This window comes from Janthinobacterium silvisoli (genome assembly GCF_014200725.1).
Taxonomy (GTDB): Bacteria; Pseudomonadota; Gammaproteobacteria; order Burkholderiales; family Burkholderiaceae_D; genus Janthinobacterium.
In genome coordinates this window covers 707,876-724,649 of sequence record NZ_JACHCL010000001.1, presented here as the reverse complement: position 1 = coordinate 724,649, position 16,774 = coordinate 707,876, and the positions used below count along the sequence as shown (strand labels likewise).

The 16,774-nt window shown below is 61.7% G+C and carries 19 protein-coding genes and 1 tRNA gene; 11 read left to right on the top strand and 9 right to left on the bottom strand.

Going from position 1 to position 16,774, the window contains the following annotated elements; all coding sequences use genetic code 11:
* Nucleotides 1-11: 11 nt before the first annotated feature.
* From fdxH to HDE75_RS03200, 7 genes are all read left to right on the top strand, one after another.
* Nucleotides 12-935 carry a formate dehydrogenase subunit beta gene (gene fdxH / locus HDE75_RS03230; RefSeq protein ID WP_183676247.1) on the top strand — a complete coding sequence of 308 codons (924 nt, stop codon included), beginning with the start codon at nt 12-14 and terminating at the stop codon, nt 933-935.
* Nucleotides 925-1,608: a formate dehydrogenase subunit gamma gene (locus tag HDE75_RS03225; protein ID WP_183676248.1), complete on the top strand. Its 684-nt coding sequence runs from the start codon at nt 925-927 to the stop codon at nt 1,606-1,608. Before fdxH ends, HDE75_RS03225 begins: the two co-directional genes overlap by 11 nt.
* A 136-nt stretch (nt 1,609-1,744) precedes the next feature.
* Entirely contained in the window at nt 1,745-2,785 is a 1,041-nt protein-coding gene (gene fdhE / locus HDE75_RS03220) for a formate dehydrogenase accessory protein FdhE (RefSeq protein WP_183676249.1), read from the top strand.
* A complete protein-coding gene (gene selA, locus HDE75_RS03215) occupies nt 2,785-4,191 on the top strand; it encodes an L-seryl-tRNA(Sec) selenium transferase (RefSeq protein WP_183676250.1) in 1,407 nt (468 codons plus the stop codon). Before fdhE ends, selA begins: the two co-directional genes overlap by 1 nt.
* Nucleotides 4,188-6,143, top strand: coding sequence for a selenocysteine-specific translation elongation factor (gene selB / locus HDE75_RS03210; RefSeq protein WP_183676251.1), 1,956 nt, complete (start codon nt 4,188-4,190; stop codon nt 6,141-6,143). Before selA ends, selB begins: the two co-directional genes overlap by 4 nt.
* Before the next feature lie 12 nt (nt 6,144-6,155).
* Nucleotides 6,156-6,251: transfer RNA gene (locus HDE75_RS03205), tRNA-Sec, on the top strand.
* A gap of 203 nt (nt 6,252-6,454) precedes the next feature.
* Nucleotides 6,455-7,177, top strand: coding sequence for a substrate-binding periplasmic protein (locus HDE75_RS03200; RefSeq protein WP_183676252.1), 723 nt, complete (start codon nt 6,455-6,457; stop codon nt 7,175-7,177).
* Between the two features lie 3 nt (nt 7,178-7,180).
* Here the strand turns inward: HDE75_RS03200 and HDE75_RS03195 are convergent, their stop codons facing one another.
* The 5 genes from HDE75_RS03195 to fur all read right to left on the bottom strand — a co-directional run bounded on the left by HDE75_RS03195 (nt 7,181) and on the right by fur (nt 10,824).
* A complete protein-coding gene (locus HDE75_RS03195; RefSeq protein WP_260173642.1) occupies nt 7,181-7,909 on the bottom strand; it encodes a GGDEF domain-containing protein in 729 nt (242 codons plus the stop codon).
* Between the two features lie 15 nt (nt 7,910-7,924).
* Complete coding sequence (locus HDE75_RS03190) at nt 7,925-8,323, bottom strand: DUF1987 domain-containing protein (protein ID WP_183676254.1); 399 nt, start codon at nt 8,321-8,323, stop codon at nt 7,925-7,927.
* 22 nt (nt 8,324-8,345) lie between these two features.
* Nucleotides 8,346-8,903, bottom strand: a complete 558-nt coding sequence (locus HDE75_RS03185) for a SiaB family protein kinase (protein ID WP_183676255.1) — start codon at nt 8,901-8,903, stop codon at nt 8,346-8,348.
* A 71-nt stretch (nt 8,904-8,974) separates the two neighbouring features.
* The gene (locus tag HDE75_RS03180; protein WP_311735059.1) at nt 8,975-10,192 is read right to left on the bottom strand and encodes a SpoIIE family protein phosphatase; all 1,218 of its coding nucleotides are present in this window, start codon (nt 10,190-10,192) and stop codon (nt 8,975-8,977) included.
* A 194-nt stretch (nt 10,193-10,386) separates the two neighbouring features.
* Entirely contained in the window at nt 10,387-10,824 is a 438-nt protein-coding gene (fur, locus tag HDE75_RS03175) for a ferric iron uptake transcriptional regulator (protein ID WP_183676256.1), read from the bottom strand.
* Between the two features lie 176 nt (nt 10,825-11,000).
* On the opposite strand from fur, the gene HDE75_RS03170 reads away from it, so the two are divergent.
* The 4 genes from HDE75_RS03170 (at nt 11,001) to HDE75_RS03155 (ending at nt 14,084) form a co-directional block, all read left to right on the top strand.
* Complete coding sequence (locus HDE75_RS03170; protein ID WP_183676257.1) at nt 11,001-11,897, top strand: LysR family transcriptional regulator; 897 nt, start codon at nt 11,001-11,003, stop codon at nt 11,895-11,897.
* Between the two features lie 132 nt (nt 11,898-12,029).
* Nucleotides 12,030-12,647: an OmpW/AlkL family protein gene (locus tag HDE75_RS03165; RefSeq protein ID WP_183676258.1), complete on the top strand. Its 618-nt coding sequence runs from the start codon at nt 12,030-12,032 to the stop codon at nt 12,645-12,647.
* A 122-nt stretch (nt 12,648-12,769) separates the two neighbouring features.
* Nucleotides 12,770-13,504, top strand: a complete 735-nt coding sequence (locus tag HDE75_RS03160) for a CPBP family intramembrane glutamic endopeptidase (RefSeq protein WP_183752995.1) — start codon at nt 12,770-12,772, stop codon at nt 13,502-13,504.
* Between the two features lie 37 nt (nt 13,505-13,541).
* On the top strand, nt 13,542-14,084 hold the full coding sequence (locus HDE75_RS03155; protein WP_183676260.1) for a gamma carbonic anhydrase family protein: 543 nt from the start codon (nt 13,542-13,544) through the stop codon (nt 14,082-14,084).
* 34 nt (nt 14,085-14,118) lie between these two features.
* Here the strand turns inward: HDE75_RS03155 and HDE75_RS03150 are convergent, their stop codons facing one another.
* The 4 genes from HDE75_RS03150 to dgcN form a co-directional block, all read right to left on the bottom strand.
* Nucleotides 14,119-14,424: a DUF3144 domain-containing protein gene (locus tag HDE75_RS03150; RefSeq protein ID WP_183676261.1), complete on the bottom strand. Its 306-nt coding sequence runs from the start codon at nt 14,422-14,424 to the stop codon at nt 14,119-14,121.
* Nucleotides 14,425-14,494: 70 nt separating this feature from the next.
* Entirely contained in the window at nt 14,495-15,004 is a 510-nt protein-coding gene (locus tag HDE75_RS03145) for a gluconokinase (RefSeq protein ID WP_260173640.1), read from the bottom strand.
* Nucleotides 15,001-15,504: an outer membrane lipoprotein YfiB gene (gene yfiB / locus HDE75_RS03140; protein WP_183676262.1), complete on the bottom strand. Its 504-nt coding sequence runs from the start codon at nt 15,502-15,504 to the stop codon at nt 15,001-15,003. Before yfiB ends, HDE75_RS03145 begins: the two co-directional genes overlap by 4 nt.
* 17 nt (nt 15,505-15,521) lie before the next feature.
* Complete coding sequence (dgcN, locus tag HDE75_RS03135; protein WP_260173639.1) at nt 15,522-16,772, bottom strand: diguanylate cyclase DgcN/YfiN; 1,251 nt, start codon at nt 16,770-16,772, stop codon at nt 15,522-15,524.
* Between the last annotated feature and the right edge of the window lie 2 nt (nt 16,773-16,774).

Sequence of the window (16,774 nt, the reverse complement as noted above, 5' to 3'; positions counted from 1 at the left end):
GGAGATCGATAATGTCTTTGCAATCCTTAGATATCCGGCGCTTGTCCGCCACCACGGTAACGCCGCCGCAGGCGCGCAGTCCCGTCACCGGCACCGTTGCCAAGCTGATCGATGTGTCGAAATGCATCGGTTGCAAGGCATGCCAGACGGCGTGCATGGAGTGGAACGACCTGCGTGATGAAGTGGGCGAAAACCACGGCACCTATGACAACCCGACCGACCTGACGCCGCAATCGTGGACGGTGATGCGTTTTGCCGAACACGAAAACGAGGCAGGCAATCTCGAGTGGCTGATCCGCAAGGATGGCTGCATGCACTGCGACGATCCGGGCTGTCTGAAGGCCTGCCCTTCGCCGGGCGCCATCGTGCAATACACGAATGGCATCGTGGATTTCCACCAGGAAAACTGCATCGGTTGCGGCTACTGCGTGGCCGGTTGTCCTTTCGACGTGCCCCGCATTTCGAAAAAGGATGACCGCGCCTACAAGTGCACGCTCTGTTCGGACCGCGTTGCCGTGGGCCAGGAGCCGGCCTGCGTGAAAACCTGCCCGACGGGCGCCATCGTCTTCGGCACCAAGGAGGACATGAAGGTGCATGCGGAAGAGCGCATCGAAGACCTGAAGTCGCGCGGCTTCGAGAACGCGGGCCTGTACGATCCGCTGGGCGTGGGCGGCACGCACGTGATGTACGTGCTGCACCATGCGGACAAGCCGAAGCTGTATTCGAACCTGCCGGAACGCCCGCGCATCAGCCCGATGGTGGGCTTCTGGAAGGGCTGGTCCAAGCCGCTCGCGGTGGCCGGCATGGCCGTCACGGCCCTGGCTGGCCTGTTCCATTACACGCGTGTCGGTCCGAACGAAGTGAGCAAGGATGAGGAACACGAAGCCTTGGAAGAGGCCCAGCGCATCCGGGAGGAGGAGCATCATGAGCCATAATGACACCCATAGTGAGCGCCATGACGGCAAGCTGCGCGACAAGGATGGTAATCCTTTGATTCAACGCTACAACCCCAACGAGCGTTCGAATCACTGGGTGACCGCCATTACGTTTGTGATGCTGGCCTTGTCCGGCCTGTCCATGTTCCATCCGTCGATGGCGTGGCTGGCCAATCTGTTCGGCGGCGGCCAATGGACGCGCATTTTGCACCCGTTCGCCGGCCTGGTGATGTTTGTCTCGTTCGCGATCCTGGTGGTGCGCTTCTGGCACCACAATAAGTTCGAAGAGGGCGACAAGCAATGGCTGAAACAGATGGACGACGTGCTCAACAACCGGGAAGAAAAGCTGCCCAAGATCGGCAAATACAATGCCGGCCAGAAGCTGCTGTTCTACACACTGTTGCTGTGCATGCTGGGCTTGCTGGTCTCGGGCATCGTGATCTGGCGCGCCTATTTCGCGTTCTATTTCCCGATCGACGTCGTGCGCGCGGCCGCCGTGCTGCACGCCGTGTGCGCGTTTGGCATCATCTGCGCCATCATCGTGCATATCTATGCGGCCTTGTGGGTCAAGGGCTCGATCGGCGCCATGGTGCGCGGCACCGTCACCTACGGCTGGGCGCGCAAGCATCATCCGCGGTGGTTTGAGGATGTGGTGAGGCATTCAAAGGACTGATGGTTCTTTGCTGCTGAGCCCAACTGCAAGAGCTGGGGTCAGACCCGTCGGGTCTGACCCCGGTTTTACGTTGCGTCTAGATAGAACGTTATCGACTAAAATACTTTTACAGCCCTTTTTTGATGGGAAAACTTCCGTGGTACAACGCATACTCCAGCCAGGCGAAATCGAAGGCCTGGACCACAACGCGATTCCGCGCCTGCTGCTGCCGCAGCCAAGTAGCCTGTTTACGGCGCGCGCTGTGCGCTTGCGTGAATTGGCGCAAGGCAATATCAAGGGCATCCCCGTCGATGCGGGCATGCAGGGTTATCTGCTGCTGATGGCTGCGCTGGCCGATGCGCAGGCAGCCGTGGTAGCGGGCCTGGCGCCGAATGCCGTTCCCGTGGCGGACGCCGAAGTGCTGGGCCGCGCGATACAGCATCGCATGCCGGTGCTGCCTGTCAGCGGTGCGCGCCCACCTGTCTGGCGCACGATTTTTAATAGTTTGCTCGATGAACTGGCGGCCACGGCCGCACGCCAGCCCGCGCTGGCTGGTGGCTTGACGCAAGTGCTGGCGCAGCTGCGCGCACTCGATGGCGAAGCGCTGGAAGCCTGCGCCGACGCCGTGCTCGATGAAAATGGCGACAACCTCAATCCCATGCATGCGCCGTTTGTCGCGGCCGCCCTGCAAATCCTGTGGTCGGTCTCGGCCAGCCAGTTGCGCGCCACCCGCGTGCCCGACCTGGAAACGGGTACCTTGTGCCCGGTCTGCGGTTCGCATCCTGTCGCCAGCGTGATCCGCATCGGCGGCCAGGCGCAAGGTTATCGTTACCTGCATTGCGGCATCTGCGAAAGCGAATGGCATATGGTGCGCGTCAAGTGCTCGACTTGCGAACAGAATGGCAAGATCGCTTATCAGGGATTGGACGCAGCCGATGCGGCGCCGTTCGACCCGGTGACGGCCAAGGACGACAAATTGCCCAACAAGGCCAACGATCCGAAAAAAGTGGCGCGCGCGGAAACCTGCGACGATTGCCACACCTACCGCAAGGTCTTCAACCAGGAACACGATTACCAGGTCGAACCGGTGGCCGACGATCTGGCCAGCCTGATGCTCGATCTGTTGGTGGGCGAAGCCGGCTACCAGCGCGCCAGCGGCAATCCGCTGCTGTGGCTGGGCAAAGGGGGCGCACAGTAATGAGCGAACAAACCGTGCACCTGCCCTCGGTCGACCGCATCCTTGGTCATGCAGCTTGTCTGGCCTTGATCGCCGAATACGGTCGCGTGCAAACCCTGGCGTGCGCGCGGGCGCTGCTGGCCGAACTGCGGGCAGCGATGCTGGCGGGCGCCGCGCTGGAAGAGGCGGCCACCTTGGAAACCATCGTGGCCCAGACAGGCGTGCGGCTGCGCGAGCAGTCGCGCTCGCACCTGAAGCCCGTGTTTAATTTGACAGGCACGGTGCTGCATACGAACCTGGGCCGCGCGCTGTTGCCGGATAGCGCCGTGCAGGCGGTGGTCGAAGCGCTGCAATGGCCGATGAATCTGGAATTTGATCTGGAAACGGGCAAACGCGGTGACCGCGACGACCTGGTCGAGGAATTGCTGCGCGAATTGACGGGCGCCGAAGCGGCCACCGTCGTCAACAACAACGCGGCCGCCGTGCTGCTGATGTTAAATACCCTGGCGCAGGGTAAAGAGGTGATCGTCTCGCGCGGCGAGCTGGTGGAAATCGGCGGCGCCTTCCGCATCCCCGACGTGATGACGCGCGCCGGCGCCGTGCTGCGCGAAGTGGGCAGCACCAACCGCACACACCTGGCCGATTACGCCAACGGTATCAATGAAAAAACTGCCTTGCTGATGAAGGTCCATTGCAGCAATTACGCGATTACCGGTTTCACCAAGAGCGTGGAACTCGATGCGCTAGTGCCGTTGGCCGCGCAGCATGCGATTCCTACCGCCGTGGACCTGGGCAGCGGCACCCTGGTCGATCTGGCGCAATATGGCTTGCCGCATGAAACCACGGTGCGTGAAACGATCGAGGCGGGCGCCGACCTGGTGACCTTCAGCGGCGACAAGCTGCTGGGCGGCCCGCAGTGCGGCGTAATCGTCGGCCGCGCCGACCTGATCGCGAAGATCAAACGCAATCCATTAAAGCGCGCATTAAGAGTCGGCAAGCTGACCCTGGCCGCGCTGGAGCCGGTGTTGCAGCTGTACCGCGCGCCGGATTTGCTGACCGAACGCCTGACGACCTTGCGTTTGCTGACGCGTCCCGCCGCCGCCATGCGCAGCCAGGCAGAGGAAATCGCGCCGCTGCTGCAGCAGGCGCTGGGCGATAAGTATGTGATCAAAGTGGAATCCATGCTGAGCCAGATCGGCAGCGGCGCCTTGCCCGTCGATCAGCTCCCAAGCTGTGGCCTGGCCATCCGCAGTGCTCCCAGCTCGCGCCTGAGCAATGCGCTCGGCGTGCTGGAGCAGCGCTTGCGGGGCTTGCCGCAACCGGTGATCGGCCGCATCGGGCAAGATACCTTATGGCTCGATTTGCGCTGCCTGGAAGAAGCGCATATGCCCGCTTTCGTGCAGCAGCTCGGGCAGCTGCATCCATGATCGTCGGCACCGCAGGCCATATCGACCATGGCAAGACCACGCTCACGCGCGCGCTGACGGGCGTGCATACGGACCGCTTGAAGGAAGAGCAGGTACGCGGCATTTCGATCGAACTCGGTTACGCCTATCTGCCGCTGCCAGACGGCACGGTGCTGGGCGTGATCGACGTGCCCGGCCACGAAAAATTCATCCGCACCATGGCGTCCGGCGTGACCGGCATCGATTTCGCCCTGCTGGTGGTGGCGGCCGATGACGGCATCATGCCGCAGACGCAGGAGCACCTGGCGATTTTGCAGCTGCTGGGCGTGACGCGGGGCGCCGTGGCATTGACCAAGATCGACCGCGCCGATGGCGCCCGCGTGGCCCAGGTGGAAGCCGATATCGAAGCGCTGCTCGATGGCACGCCGCTGGCCGGCAGCCCGATTTTTCCGACCGCCGCCAGCATGGATGGCGACCCTGGCGTGGCCGCCTTGCTGGTGCATTTGACGCAAGTGTCGCGCAGCCTGCCGCAGCGCGATGAACGGCGCCTGTTCCGCCTGGGCGTGGACCGGTTGTTCACCTTGTCGGGACAGGGCACCATTATCACGGGCACGGCGCTGGCGGGACGCGCGCAAACAGGCGACACGCTGCAGCTGGTGCCGGGCGGCGCGCAGGCGCGGGTGCGCAGCATCCATGCACAAAACCGCGCTACTGAAACTGGCCTGGCGGGCCAGCGCCTGGCGCTGAACCTGGCCGGCATCGCCCGCGAACGCATCGAACGGGGCAACTGGATCGTTGCGCCCGAGCTGGCCCAGTGTTCGGAACGCATCGATGTGGAACTGACCCTGCTGCCCGACGCTGGCCTCCAATTGAAAGCCTGGTCGCCGCTGCATGTTCACCTGGGCGCGGCGCACCAACTGGCGCGCGCCGTGCCACTCGATGGCGACAGCCTGTCGCCAGGGGAAACGGGCAGGGTGCAACTGGTATTCGAGGCGCCCATGCATGCGGTGCCCGGCGACCGGTTCGTGGTGCGCAATGGACAAGCGACGCAAACGGTGGGCGGCGGCCTGGTGCTCGACCCGTTCGGCCCGGCGCGCAAGCGGCGCAGTCCAGCGCGCCTGGCCTGGCTCGATGCTTTGGCTGCGTTTATCGCGCAGGGCGATTACGCGGCCTTGCTGGCGCAAAGTCCCTTGGGTTTGCGCGTATCGCTGCTGGTGCGCCTGTCGCTGCTGCCAGCGGCCGCCATCGCACTGCCGGACGATACGCGGCGCATCGCCTTGCGCGGTGGCGACGCCTTGCTGCTGGCGCCTGCCGCCTGGGATGCGCTGCGCCAGCGCGTGCTGCTGGCGCTGGAGAATTTCCATGCGCGCGCGCCCGACGAAGCAGGGCCGGAACTGTGGCGTTTGAAACGCATCGTCGACACCGAGATGGAAGACGCGCTGTGGACTGGCCTGGTCGATGAATTGCTGGCCGGCGGCGAGGTGCAATCGCTGGGCGCCAGCCTGCATTTGCCCGGTCATAGCGTGGCCTTGACGGCGCAGGAACAGCAGGTGGCTGAGCCGATGCTGGCGGCGCTGGCGCGCGGCCGTTTCGACCCGCCATGGACGCGCGACCTGGCGCGTGAATTCAGCCTTGCTGAAGACGAAGCGCGGCGTTTGCTGCGTAAACTTGCCAAGGCGGGCCAGATCAGCCAGGTGGTGCACGACCTGTTTTATCATCCGGCGGCGCTGGCCGAACTGGCCCAGCTGGCGCGCGAGCTGGCTGAAAAAGCGGCAGTGGATGCGGGGCTGGAAACGGGTTCCGGCGCCGTCGGCGCGGCCGTGTTCCGCGACGCCAGCGGCCTGGGGCGCAAGCGGGCGATACAGGTTTTGGAGTTTTTTGACCGTGTCGGTTATACTCGCCGTGTTGGTAATGGGCATTTATTGCGGCCGCATGCGCAGTGGTCGTATAGCAGCAGTCCCATCAATATCTAGCTCAGGCACTACGGAAAGCACACTCATCCGGTGATGTGGCCGGGCTTCAAACCCGGTGGAGGGCGTCAGACGTTCTCCCGTAGGTTCGACTCCTACTGTTTTCCGCCAAGTCCTTCTTTCTTCCCGCTCTTCCCCCTGATCGCCTGCAGCGTTGGCTTGCCGCCACGTCGCGATCAAATAATGACCTTACAAGCAACATTTCCTAACGGAAAAACTGAATCGGATGCTAACATCGAACCGGTGGCAGAAGCAGGCTGGGCGCGGTGTCTGGCGGTCTGGCACGATAATAAGACAGGCACAAGAAGGCGAGCATGAAGCAGGGACGAAGGGCATGGCTGCTGGTAGCGGCGCTGCTGCTGGCGGCGAATGCCGGAGCGGCCGCCGGGCTGCGCATCGTCGGCGAACAGCATCTGGCGCCATCGAGCATGATGGACGGCGACCAGATCGTGGGCCGCGAAACGGCCAAGGTGCGCGATATCATGGCGCGTACCGGCATAGGCTACAGCATGGTGCTGCTGCCATGGAAACGCGCGTATGCGCAGGCGCTGCGCGATGCCGACACCTGCGTGTTTTCCACCACGCGCACGCCGGACCGCGAAGCGCTGTTCCGCTGGATAGGCCCCCTCAACGAAGCCGAATGGGTTTTGTACGGACTGGCGGGCCGGCGCCTGGCGCTGCGCACGCTCGATGATGCGCGCGGTTTGATCATAGGCACGGTATTGGGCGATGCGCGCGAAGAGTATCTGCGCCAGCGCGGTTTCAATGTGGCGCCCGTAACGCAGGACTGGATCAATCCGCAAAAGCTGCTGTTGGGCCGTATCGACCTGTGGGCGGTCGGCAAGGCGGTCGGCAGCAATCCGTTCACCGGCAAGGATTGGGATGCGCGGGTGGTGCCGCTGCTGACATTCAAGCGGGTGCAGACTTATCTGGCCTGTAACAAGCGCGTGCCCGAAGCGCAGCTTGCTGCCATGCAGCGCGCCGTGCAAGCCATGCGCCGCGATGGCAGCATGGCGCGCCACGATAGTTCCTACTGAAGATCAATTTTCCTGCCACAGGCGAACGCAATTGCGTCCTTCGCGCTTGGCTTGATACAAGGCTTGGTCGGCGTGGCTGTAGGCTGTCTCGAATGCGGTGCCGGCGCGGTTCCAGCTCAGGCCCACGCTGGCCGTGATGGCGCGCGAGATGGGGGGCGCATGGTGGTGACGGCCGATAGTGTCGCAAATCTGTTGCGCCACCTTGACGGCGTCGTCGCGCGAGGTGGTGGGCCAGACCACGGAAAATTCTTCTCCACCGACCCGGCCGATGGCCGTTTCATCGCCCAGCAGGCGTTTCAGGCAATCGACCACGGCCTGTATCACGCCATCGCCCGCTGGATGGCCAAAGTCGTCGTTGACCTGCTTGAATAGGTCGATATCGAGCACGATCAGGGCCATGTCGCCCAAGGCCAGGCGGCTTTGCGCGTGTTCGATCACGGCGCCGCGGTTCAGGGCGCCCGTCAGCGGGTCGTGCGTGGCGCGGTATTCCAGCTGGCTGGCCAGCTCCTGCAATTGCCGGTTCAGCTGATTCATGTCGCGCTCGGCGCGGTCGCTGCGGCGTATCAGCCGGCGCGTTTCACGCATCAGGCGCTCGTAATGAACGATCAGCTCGCCAAGCACGCGCCGCTGCTCCGCGCCGGGCGCGCTCAGATCGGCGTGCATGCTGCGGGCGGCCGCCAGCGCCGCCGCTTCTACGGTAAACAGATCGGGTTCCAGGCTGGACTCGGACATCGCTGTTCCCATGCCTTAGTTGCCGCGCACGGGATGGTCGCAGAAATCGAGCGCCGTGAAGTCGAGCTGCAGTTCCTGGCCAAACTCCAGGATGGTGTCGTCGTCTTCGTCGTGGTACCAGTTCAGGCGCACGTGGTTGCCGTCGATGGCCGCCTGGTTCAGGATATCGAACAGGGTGAACAGCATCTTGGTGCTGGAGCTGTTGAAATAGGCCAGCGAGACATTGACGCTGATTTCCGCCTCGCGGCAGCCTTCCAGGTAGCTGCGCACGGCGGCGATCAGCGGGCCATAGAAAGCGGCTGCGTTTTCCGGATAGGACTCGCCCTTGATCGACAGGGTGTGCTGCTCGAAGCGGAAATCGATTTCGGGCGAACTCGGGGTCGCGGTGATGAACAGTGGTGACGGTAATTGCATATGCTTTCCTGAGTCGGCTCTTTCAAATGATGGCTTTGATGCAGAAGATGGTGCTGCCCGGTTCCTGCGCGTCCTGGGCAAATTCGAATTCCAGCGGTTCGCTGGCGTCGCGCGCCATGGTCAGAAAGCCCAGGCCGGCGCCCTTGCTGTCGGTGGGCGTATCTTCACGCAGGGCGCGCTTGTAGGCCAGGCGGATATCTTCCATGGTCATGGTGTGCAGCGGTTCGAGGCGGGTGCGGATTTTCGCCACGTTATCGGTCGAAACGGGATTGGCGCACAACAGGAAAAAGCTGTCGCCGCGGGTGCCGATGCAAAACGAGCCACGCCGCATCTGCTGGTCCAGCTGCGCATCGGGCGTCAGGCTGTCCGACGAGTAGTGCATGATGTTTTGCGACATTTCGATGAACGAGGAAAAAATGCGCCGCCGCGTGGGACCGGCCGCACCGGCCGTATCGAGGCGCGCCTTGATGGTTTCGGAAATCGCGCTGACCACGTGCTGCGAAAAGTAGCCCACGTAAAAAAAGATGATATTGCGCTTGCGCGCCACATCCCAAAACTCGTTGAATTCTTCGTACAGCACGACAGTGCTCCTGGCTGGCCGGTACCCCGGCGTGATGTGGATGGAAGGCCTGAAGGCGGGCTACAGGCGAGTTAAAGGCGAAAGCAGAAAAAGGTCAGGTCGTCGCGGCGTGGCTGCGCGCCCTGCCAGGCGGCGATATCGTGCAGCAGCGCAGCCGCCACCTCGCGGGCCGGGGCATCGCGGCGGGCCAGCAATTGTTCGCGCATGCGCCGCTTGCCATAGGCGATATCGCGGCTGCCGCCGATCTGGTCGAGCAAGCCATCGGTGGTGATGAACAGCAGGCTGCCTTGCGGTGTTTCGAGTGTTTCGTTATGCCAGCAATAGCCGGCCGGCGTGTCGACATAACCGACGCCCATGCGCGCGCCATCGATGGCGCGCACGGCATCGTCGCCAGGCGCCAGCTGGTACAGCGCCAGTTTCGCCCCCGCGAAACGCAGGCTGGCGCTGGCGGTGTCGTAGCATAAAAAGGCGCAGTCCATGCCGTCGTTCGAACCGGTGGCGCTGCCATCCTGGCCCAGCAGGGTCTTGATGGCGCGGCTGACGGCGCCGATCAGGGCGGCCGGATCATGCGGCCCCAGTTCGCGCAAGGCCTGGCTCAAGGCGGACGAAGCGATCAGGGTCATGAAGGCGCCGGGCACGCCGTGGCCGGTGCAGTCGGCGATGGCGGCGAACCAGCCGCCTGCATGGCGTTCGAAAAAATAAAAGTCGCCGCCGACCACGTCGCGCGGCTGCCATTCCAGGTGCGCATCGGGCAGGGTGGCGGACAGTTCGGCACTTGATGTGCGCAGCAGGGCGCGCTGGATCACGCTGGCGTAATCGATGCTGTGCATGATCTGGCGGTTTTTCTCGGCCTGCATGGTGGCCACCACGTTCATCAGCTGTAACCCAAAACCCACCCCGGACAGCGCGCCATCTTCGGTGATGATGAAGCCGTCGGCCAGCGCCTTTTCGCCCGCTTCCACTGCGCGGAAGGTGAGGTCTTCGATGCTCATGGCCGCATCGACGATCAGCGGTTCCTTGTCCATGAAGGCGATGCAGCTCTTCTTGCCATACACCTCGTGATAAAAGGGCTTGGACATTTGCGACATGAAGATATTGCGGCTGATCAAGCCGATCGGGCGCTGCTGTTCCGTCACGGGCAGGCTCATCATGTCGCGCCGTTCCGTAAACAGTTCCAGCACATCGAAATTGCTGGCGTCGGCCTGCACCGACTCGGTGGCGATGCACAGGTCGGCCGCCACGGAAGAGCGATAACGGGGAAGATGCAGACGAGAGGCGTTGAACTCCACAGGCGGCTACCTTTACATAACGGTCGGTACCCTGTTGCCGCTACTGCAAGGCGACTGGCAAAAAGGCAATATCACCATGGTAGCCGCTGAATATGACAGCTTGATTACCAGCCGCTGTGGAATGTGTCAAAAGCGCATGAAAGATGGATGTCTGGCAAGCCTTGGCTTGCCAGATCGCGTGATGCCTGGCGCGCTCAGACCTTGCGAGGAGGAATTTTTTTGGCCGTGCAATCGGCGCAGGTGCCGTACAGCGACAGCGCATGTTCGTGCAGCACGAAACCGCGTTCGGCGGCGATTTCATTTTGGCGCAGCTCGATGCTTTCATCGACGAACTCATCGACCTTGCCGCAGCCTGTGCAGACCAGATGGTCGTGGTGCTGGCCTTCATTGAGTTCAAACACCGCGTGGCCCGATTCAAAATGGCGGCGAAACAAGATACCCGCTTCGGCAAACTGCATCAGCACGCGGTAAATGGTGGCCAGGCCCACATCGATTTTTTCAGCCAGCAAGAGCTTATAGACATCGTCCGCACTCAAGTGCTTGATCGATCCTTCCTGAAACAGCTGCAAGATGCGCAAACGGGGGATCGTGACTTTCAAACCTGAATCCCGCAGTTCCCTCAATATATCCATTGTCTCCCTTTCTTGTGGATGCCCTGACTATGGCCTTGGCGTACCACAATATTATATCGCAAATGATAATAATTACTATTCTCATTTGTTCTGTGCGGCATGAATTTGTTGATACAACTGGAAAGGCCTGAGCGATATCGCTACACTGTGCAGTAAGGATAAACAATGAGGCGACTATGGACCGATTTGATGCGATGCGGATATTTACGCGCATTGTGGAGCTGAACAGTTTTACGCAGGCGGCCAATGATCTGGGTTTTCCCAAGGCGACGGTGACGCATGCGATCAAGCAACTGGAAGCGCGGCTGCGCGTGCGCCTGTTGCACCGGACCACGCGCCAGGTGACGCCTACGCTCGATGGCCAGGCTTATTACCAGCGCTGCGTGCGCTTGCTGGCGGACCTGGAAGAGACGGAAAACGTGTTTTCGGCAGCCGTGCAGCAGCCAGCCGGCAAGTTGCGCATCGATATGCATAGCACCCTGGGCATGCATTTCGTGATGCCCGTGCTGGACCAGTTCTGCGTCCGCTACCCGCTGATCGAGCTGGAAATCGGCATGGGCGACCGCCTGGTCGATCTGGTGCGCGAAGGTGTCGATTGCGTCTTGCGGGTGGGCGTGTTGACGGACTCGTCCATGGTGGCGCGCCGGGTGGCGCTGCTGGAACAGGTAACGTGCGCCAGTCCCGCCTACCTGGCTGCGCACGGCACGCCGCACACGCTGGCCGATTTGCAGGGCCATCGCGCCGTCAATTTCTTTTCTGCCCATACCGGCAAGCTGTGGCCATTCGAATTCAAGGTCGATGGCCAGCTGCAGAGCCTGGAATTGCCGGGCACGGTGTCGGTCAATAATGCTGATGCGTATCACGCCTGTTGCCGCGCGGGCATGGGTTTGATACAGGCGCCCCGTTATCATCTGGCGTCATCGATTGCGGCTGGCGAGCTGTGTGAAATCTTGCCGGCACTGCGTCCGGATCCTGTCCCCGTTTCCGTGATGTATCCGCATCACCGGCAACTGTCGTCCCGGGTGCGCGTGTTTGCGGATTGGCTGGCCAGCCTGTTTGCCGGCGTGCATTGAGCCGCTTTTTGACTTAGGTAAAGGAAAAAATCCCTCTGTGATCGTCATCGGGAGCTATTTGATGTGGATCAAAGTTTTTGCTGCACTGCACTTTTAGACTGCACAGCGTTACTTAACGACAGAGAGAATGAAATGAAAAAGTCCGCAACTGCAGCAGCACTCGTCCTGGCCATCCTCGGCGCCTACGCCGGCAATGCAATGGCAGAGGAAAGCCCGTGGCTGGTCCGCGTCCGCGCCGTGCATATTGACCCGGCCGACAAGTCTGCTCCGATCGGCGGCGTGGGCGCATCCGATCGTTTGCATGTCAGCAGCAAGACGATTCCTGAAATCGATATCTCGTATTTCTTTACCCCCAATATCGCTTCCGAGCTGATCCTGACCTACCCGCAAAAGCATGACGTCACGCTCGACGGCAACAAGATCGGCACCTTCAAACATTTGCCGCCGACCTTGTCCCTGCAATACCATTTCACGCCGGAAAAACAGTTCAGCCCTTATGTGGGCGCGGGCGTGAACTACACCACCATGTCGGGCGTCAATCTGCTGGACGGCGCCGGCCGCCTTGAACACGACAGCTGGGGCCTCTCCTTGCAAGCGGGCGCTGACTACAAGTTCGACAAGAACTGGTCGCTGAACTTCGACGTCAAGAAAGTGCAGATCCGCAGCGATGTGTTTATCTCGGGCGCCAAGGCCAGCGAGGTCAAAGTTGATCCATGGCTGATCGGCGTGGGCGTCGGTTATCGCTTCTAAGCAACTCGCGCTGTCATGGAATCCGGCTCACGCAGCCGGATTTTTTTCGCCTATTTCTTTTGTTGCCGCATACAATTGCTGCCGTCGTGTCGATTGGCACTTTTGCATGCATTTCCCTTTTGATGATGCCTGAACTGCAGTCCCTGATGCAATACCTGCTGGCCATTACCCCCGCGTTTGTCGTCTGCGGCGCCTTGCTGCTGACCGTGCCGCGCCAGTTGGCGCTGCTGCGCGTGCTGGTGCATATACTGTTTTTCGTGCTGGCGCGCGATGCGATGACAATCCATGGTTACTGGCAAGTGGCGGCCGGAGGCTTGCGCTTTACAGCGCCTCCGTTGATCTTGCTGGCGCTGGGCGCCATATCGCTGGGATTGGTGGGTAGCATTTGTGGTTTGGAAAAAGAGATGCGATCGCGCATTAGCTGGAAAGGGGAGGGCTATGCCATCTCTGCCGCCTGGGGCCTGGCCGGCGCAGCGCTGGTGGTGTTGCTGGCCATGATGTTGAAAGCGCTGTCCGGCTTGCCGTCCTTGCCGCCTGTCGAGACCTCTTTGCTGCCGCTGTTGCTGGTATTTGCGTTGGCGGCCAACTGTTATGAAGAGCTGCTGTTTCGCGGCTTGCTGCAGCAGCAGTTACAGGAACACATGCCGGCCGCGCGCGCGGCGCTGGTGTCGGGCCTGCTGTTTGGCCTGTGCCATGCTTTCCTGGCTACCACCGTCACCCAGGTGGGTGCGCCCATTCTGGTGTTTACCGTGATCGAAGGCGTGGTGGCGGGGCTGGTATATAGTCGTGCCGGTTTGCTGGGTGCGTCGCTGGCGCATGGCCTGGCGATTTTTGCGCTGGCAGCCGGCTGGGTGTAATACTGTTTGTTTATTTTTAGTCTGAAGCGAGAAAACCATGCCTCTGAGTTCTTACCTCAATACCCGTCCCGTGGTCGGTGAACGTGTTTATCTGCACGGCACGGCGCAAGTGATCGGCGATGTACAGATCGGCGACGATTGCTCGATCTGGTGCAACAGCGTGCTGCGCGGCGACGTGAACCGCATCGTCATCGGCGAGGGCAGCAATGTGCAAGACTTTTCCATGGGCCATGTGTCGCACAAGAGCGCGTCCAAGCCCGAGGGTTCGCCTTTGACCATCGGCAAATACGTGACCATCGGCCATTCCGTCATCTTGCACGGCTGCACCATCGGCGATGAATGCCTGATCGGCATGGGCAGCATCGTCATGGATGATGTGGTGGTCGAGAAAAACGTGATGCTGGGCGCCGGCAGCCTGGTGTCGCCCGGCAAGGTGCTGGAAAGCGGGCATTTGTACGTGGGCCGGCCGGCCGTGAAAGTGCGCGCCCTGACGGAAGCCGAGATCGCCTACCTGCGCTACTCGGCCGAGCACTATGTGCGTGTGAAGAACAATTACCTGGCCGGCAAGGATGACGCCTGACGGCAGGCGTGGGTGTCCTTGGCCGGCGTAAAGATCAAGCCTTGGGAGCGGCGGCAGGATCGGTGTATTTGGCGAAGTTGGCGATATAGTCGTTGAAGTTATCGTTCAGCATGCGCTTGTATTGCTCGGTGAAAAAGGCGACGGCTTCTTCTTTTTCTTGCTGCATCTTGACCGGGTCATTGGTCTTGCTGGCGACCAGGAAGGCGTTGAAGCGGGCAGCGGCATACAGCAGCGAAGTCGCTACTTCGCCGCCATTGCTGTGCTCGCATTGCTGATTGGCTACGGCGATGATCTGGTCAGCCCGTTCCCAGAATTCGGGGGCCGTTTTTGGTGTGCTCATACAACTCCTCATGAAAGTGCATGCCAGTCTACACAGCGCGCTGCAGGCTGTCCAGCCGCCAGGACAAGGTTCAAGCCGCTTGCAGTATCTGTTCCACGAGGTCAGGCAGCGACTGGCGGATATCGAGCACGATGCCTGCTTCATCGGCCTGCAGTGGCTGCAAAGTCTGTAACTGGCTGTCCAGCAGGCTGGCCGGCATGAAGTGCTCCCGGCGCTGCATGCGCTGCTGCAGCACTTCGCGCGGACCTGCCAGGTGGGCAAAGCGCAAGGCGGGATCGCCCTCGCGCAAGAGATCGCGGTAAGCGCGTTTCAGCGCTGAGCACGAGACCACCAGGCCGACGCCTTGCGCGCGCGCCAGTGCGATACGCTCGCGCAAGGTGGCCAGCCAGCCGGCGCGGTCGGCATCGGTGAGCGGCACGCCGGCCGCCATTTTGGCCACGTTGACTGGCGGGTGCAGCTCGTCGCCTTCCACATAGTCCACTTTCAACTGGCTGGCCAGCAGGCTGCCGACGCTGCTCTTGCCGCAGCCGGACACGCCCATCACGACCCAGCGCAGCGTGTTTGTCCGGCTTGCCGTCATGGCGAGGTGACGATGACGGTAACGCGGCGGTTTTCAGCCTGACCCGCCTTGCTGGCGTTCGACGCTACCGGCTTGCTCATGCCCAGGCCGCGCACGATCATGTTGTTGCGTGGAATCCCTGCCGTGCCCATGGCGTCGGCCACCACGTTGGCGCGCGCCAGCGACAGCTTGTTGTTAAGCGCTTCGGCCCCTTCGTTGTCGGTATGGCCTTCCACGCGCAAGTGGGTGATGTTGACTTTCAACAGGGCTGCGCTGATTTTCTGGATGCCGTTGCGGCTGGCGCTGTTCAGGCTCGATGCGCCGAAGTCGAACAGCAGCTTGTCGGTAAAGCTCAGCTCCCAGCCTTCATCCGTTTGATAGAAACCCTGTTCCTTCAAGGTGGCTACCTGGGCGGCATTGAAGGGCGATGTCGTTGCTGGCGTGCTCTGGCAAGCGGCCAAAAGGCTCAGCATGAGCAATCCCAGGAAACCCAGGCGTAGACGCTGATAAATAAAATGCATGGTGAAGCTCCTTGTCATCATGTTGGAGGATGGTTGCACGACAGGCGTGCCACTTCGCGCGTGCCGCGCTGGGCCTGCTTGGCGCGGTACATCGCTTCGTCGGCCGCGCCCACCAGCGAGGCAGAATCGATGGCGTGGTCGGGGAAGACGGCCACGCCGATGGTCAGCGAAGTCACGATGCTCTCGCCGGTCGGCAATTCGATCGCCTGCGACATGACGGCGATGATGTTGTCGGCGATATGCATGGCGTCGCTGCTGTGGCGCAGCGGCTTGAGCAGGATGGCAAATTCATCGCCGCCCAGCCGCGCCACCAGGTCGCCTTCGCGTAATTGCTGTTTGATGCGGGCGGCGATCGTTACCAGCACGCGGTCGCCCGACGCGTGGCCGTAGGTGTCATTGATGTACTTGAAGCGGTCGCTGTCGAGAAACAGCACGGCTACCTTGCCATTGCTGATACGCGCTTCGCTGACGGCCCGCTCCAGTTCCGTTTCCAGAAAGGCACGGTTGGACAAGCCCGTCAGGCTGTCATGGTTGGCGCGGTGCGACAGTGAGGCATTTTCCTTTTGCAGATGGCTTTGCCATGCTTCCAGCTCGTCGAGCAGTGCGTTAAAGTCATCATTGAGCTGATTGAGTTCGGCAATATTGGCGCTTGGCACACGCAATTCAAACGAGCGCTCGCGCCGCACGCGGTGCGCTGTTTCAGCCAGATGGCGCAGCGGCGCCGTGATGTCGATTTCCATGCGGCGCGACATGCGCACCGCCACGGCCAGGCTCAGTACCAGGCAGCCCAGCAGGCAAGACAGGCCGGTGAGCAAGAAGGGCAGCAGGCTGCGGCTGTGCGGCACCAGCGCGATGCTGCCGATCGCCTGCTCGTCATGGGTGATGGGAAACGTCAGCTGGTCGGGCAGCATCCAGCCCGTCAGCGCGCGCTCGATATAGTAGCGCGTGCCGTGTTCACCCCGTTCCCAGCGGGCCAGAATCTTGCCTTCCTTATCCTTGACCCAGGCCTGGTCTATATCTTCATTGACGCCGATCAGGGCCAGCGCTTCCTTGGCGGCAATGGGATCGCCAAATACCACGGCCGCTTCCACCGTGTAGCTCATCGAGCGTGCCACCAGGCGCAAATTCTGGTCTGAATACACGCGCAGGGCCAGCAGCGCCACGGCCGTCAGTGTCAGGCCGGCCGCCAGCACGGCGATCAGCGAGACGCTCAGATGGGCGCGCCGCAAGACGCTATCCAGGGTGGGCCGGGGTTTCTTGATGGTCATGG